Source organism: Streptomyces sp. NPDC059900 (assembly GCF_050270335.1).
Taxonomy (GTDB): domain Bacteria; phylum Actinomycetota; class Actinomycetes; order Streptomycetales; family Streptomycetaceae; genus Streptomyces.
This window is the reverse complement of sequence record NZ_JBNNJZ010000880.1, coordinates 1-2,419: the sequence shown is the minus strand read 5'-3', so window position 1 is coordinate 2,419 and position 2,419 is coordinate 1. Positions and strand designations below refer to the sequence as shown.

The following is a 2,419-nucleotide window of genomic DNA, read 5'->3' as shown; positions in this document are numbered from 1 at the left end:
CCTCATGGACCTGGTCATGGACGGACTGCGCGCAGGAGCACCCCGCTGACGCAGGCCCGCGGCGAGCAGACCCGGCGCCGGCGCGGCGGCGAGGACGGTCGGGCCGACGAGGAACGCGCGCCGGTGGCCCGGCGCCCTGCTGACCCCGGCCACCGATCAGCAGCAGCCCGTGGCAGGCGAGCGCGTACGCGGTGACGGCCCGATGCCAGCGTGTGTCGGACATGCCGAGCGCGCACCCCCGGCCGGCGCCCGGGGCGTATCACGCTGTGAACCCTCAACCGCCGGTTGCACCCGCCATGACAGAATCTCGCCTTGAACAGCGGCGATGAGGGTGTGAGCGCAGTGACACGGCGGACCAGGACCGGCACATGGGACCGTTTCTTGGCATCGGACCCGGGGCTCCTGCGACTGATGGCGGGACTGCGGACGGTCGGCGCGATCGCACTGACGCTCGTCGTCCTGGCGCTGCTGGGCACCGACGTCACCCACATGGTCGCGGGCGCCATGACCGCGATGGTCTCCACCTTCGCCATCAAGGAGAAGGAGGTCCGCAGCCAGGCGATCACGCTCGCGCTCGGGCTGCCCGTCGCGATCGCGGCGATCTCCCTGGGGGCGCTCCTGAGCGATCAGGTCATCGCGGGCGACATCTTCTTCGTCGCGCTGATCTTCGGTGCCGTCTACAGCCGCCGCTTCGGCGACCGGGGCACGGCACTTGGCCTGATCGGCTTCCAGGTCTACTTCGTCTCGCTGTTCGTGGGCGCCGCCACCTCCGCCCTGCCCAGCCTGTATGTGGCCCTGGCCGTCGCCTTCGCGTGCAGCGCCGTCGTACGGTTCGCCGTCGTACCCGAGACGCCGGGGCGTGATCTGGGGCGGTTGCGCGTCGCCTTCCGGGCACGGCTCGCGCAGCTGGTGGCCACGCAGACAGAGCTCCTGGACGCCACGCCCGAGCAGTTGGAGAAGGTCCTCGGCGAGCTGCGGCGGGGCACCTCCCGGCTGCACGAGACCGCCCTGATGATCCAGGGCCGCCTGGAGGAAGGCACTCCGGACGCGGCCACGGCGACCCTGGTCCAACGCCGTGTGGCGGACGCGGAGATCGCGGCCGAACGCCTGGGCGTACTGCTCCTGAACGCGCGCAGCGCCGAACGCGCCGACACCCTCACGCTGCATCTGCCGCACGCGCCCGTACCGGCGACCGGCACCCGCATCCGCGCCGAGGACGACGCGACCCTCACCCTGCGCCGCGATCTGAATGCCCTGCACTTGCTGGTCGGCCGCCCGGTCGCCGACGACCGGGGCACGGCCCTGGCCCATGTGCGCAACAGGCTGCTCGGCTACCGCGACGAGGACAATCTGCCGCAGGCCTCGCTCGCCGTCCAGGACGTCTTCCGCGGCATCGGTGAGGCCGCCCGCGCCGTGCTCGGCCTGCGGCTCGCCCTGGACGGCCCCCAGGACGAGTCCGACGACTCACCGGCGACGACCCGCTCCCGCGAGGAGTTCGACGCCGAGGACATCGCGATCGCCGGCGCCGAGGAGGCCGCCGAGTCCGACGAGGACGACCGCACCGGCCTGCGCCGGCCCACCACCAGGGCCGCCTTCCAGGTCGCGGTGGGCTCGACCCTGGCCATCATCGGCGGCGAGTTCCTCTCCACCCAGCGCTGGTACTGGGCGGTGCTCACCTGCTGGGTGGTCTTCCTCAACACCGCCTCCACGGGCGAGATCCTGGTCAAGGGATACCGGCGGCTCCTGGGCACGGTGCTCGGGGTGGTCGCCGGGGTGGCGCTCGCGGGTCTGGTCGGCAACCACACGTGGGTGGCGTTCGCGCTCGTCCTGCTCTTCATCTTCGCGATGTTCTTCACCGCCCCCCTGTCGTACGCGCTGATGTCCTTCTTCGTCACGGCGATGCTGGGCCTGCTCTACACGCTCCTGAACACCTACAGCCTCGCCGTCCTGTGGCTGCGCATCGAGGAGACGGCGCTGGGGGCGGCCTGCGGCATCATCGCGGCGGTCCTCGTGCTGCCGGTGCGCACCGACCACCGCACCGACGAGCTCCTGAACACGGTCCTGACCCGGCTCTCCGACGTCATCTCCGCGTCCGTCGAGCAGCTCAGCGGCGGCCCGGCCGCCGACCTCCTGGACAAGGCGCGGGACTTGGACACCGCACTCGACGATCTGCGCGCCTCCATCCAGCCGCTGACCCACCCCATCACGCCGCTGCGCGGGCGCCGCCGCACCGCCCGCTATCTGGTGGCCCTGCTCGAGACCTGCGCCTACCACGCCCGTTCGCTGGCGGCGACGGCCGAACTCGTGCCCTTCAGTAAGAACGTCGCGGCCGATCCGCGCCTGGAGCGGGCCGGCCGGCGCATCGCCCGCAACATCGAGGTCATCAGCGAGTACGTCGACGACGACACGGCCACGGCCG

The 2,419-nt window shown here is 71.9% G+C and carries 1 protein-coding gene; it reads left to right on the top strand.

The features are described 5' to 3' along the window. Window positions 1-411 precede the first annotated feature (411 nt). Window positions 412-2,419, top strand: a 2,008-nt coding sequence (locus tag ACQKIP_RS45245) for an FUSC family protein (protein ID WP_427745665.1), incomplete at its 3' end; no start/stop codon positions are given.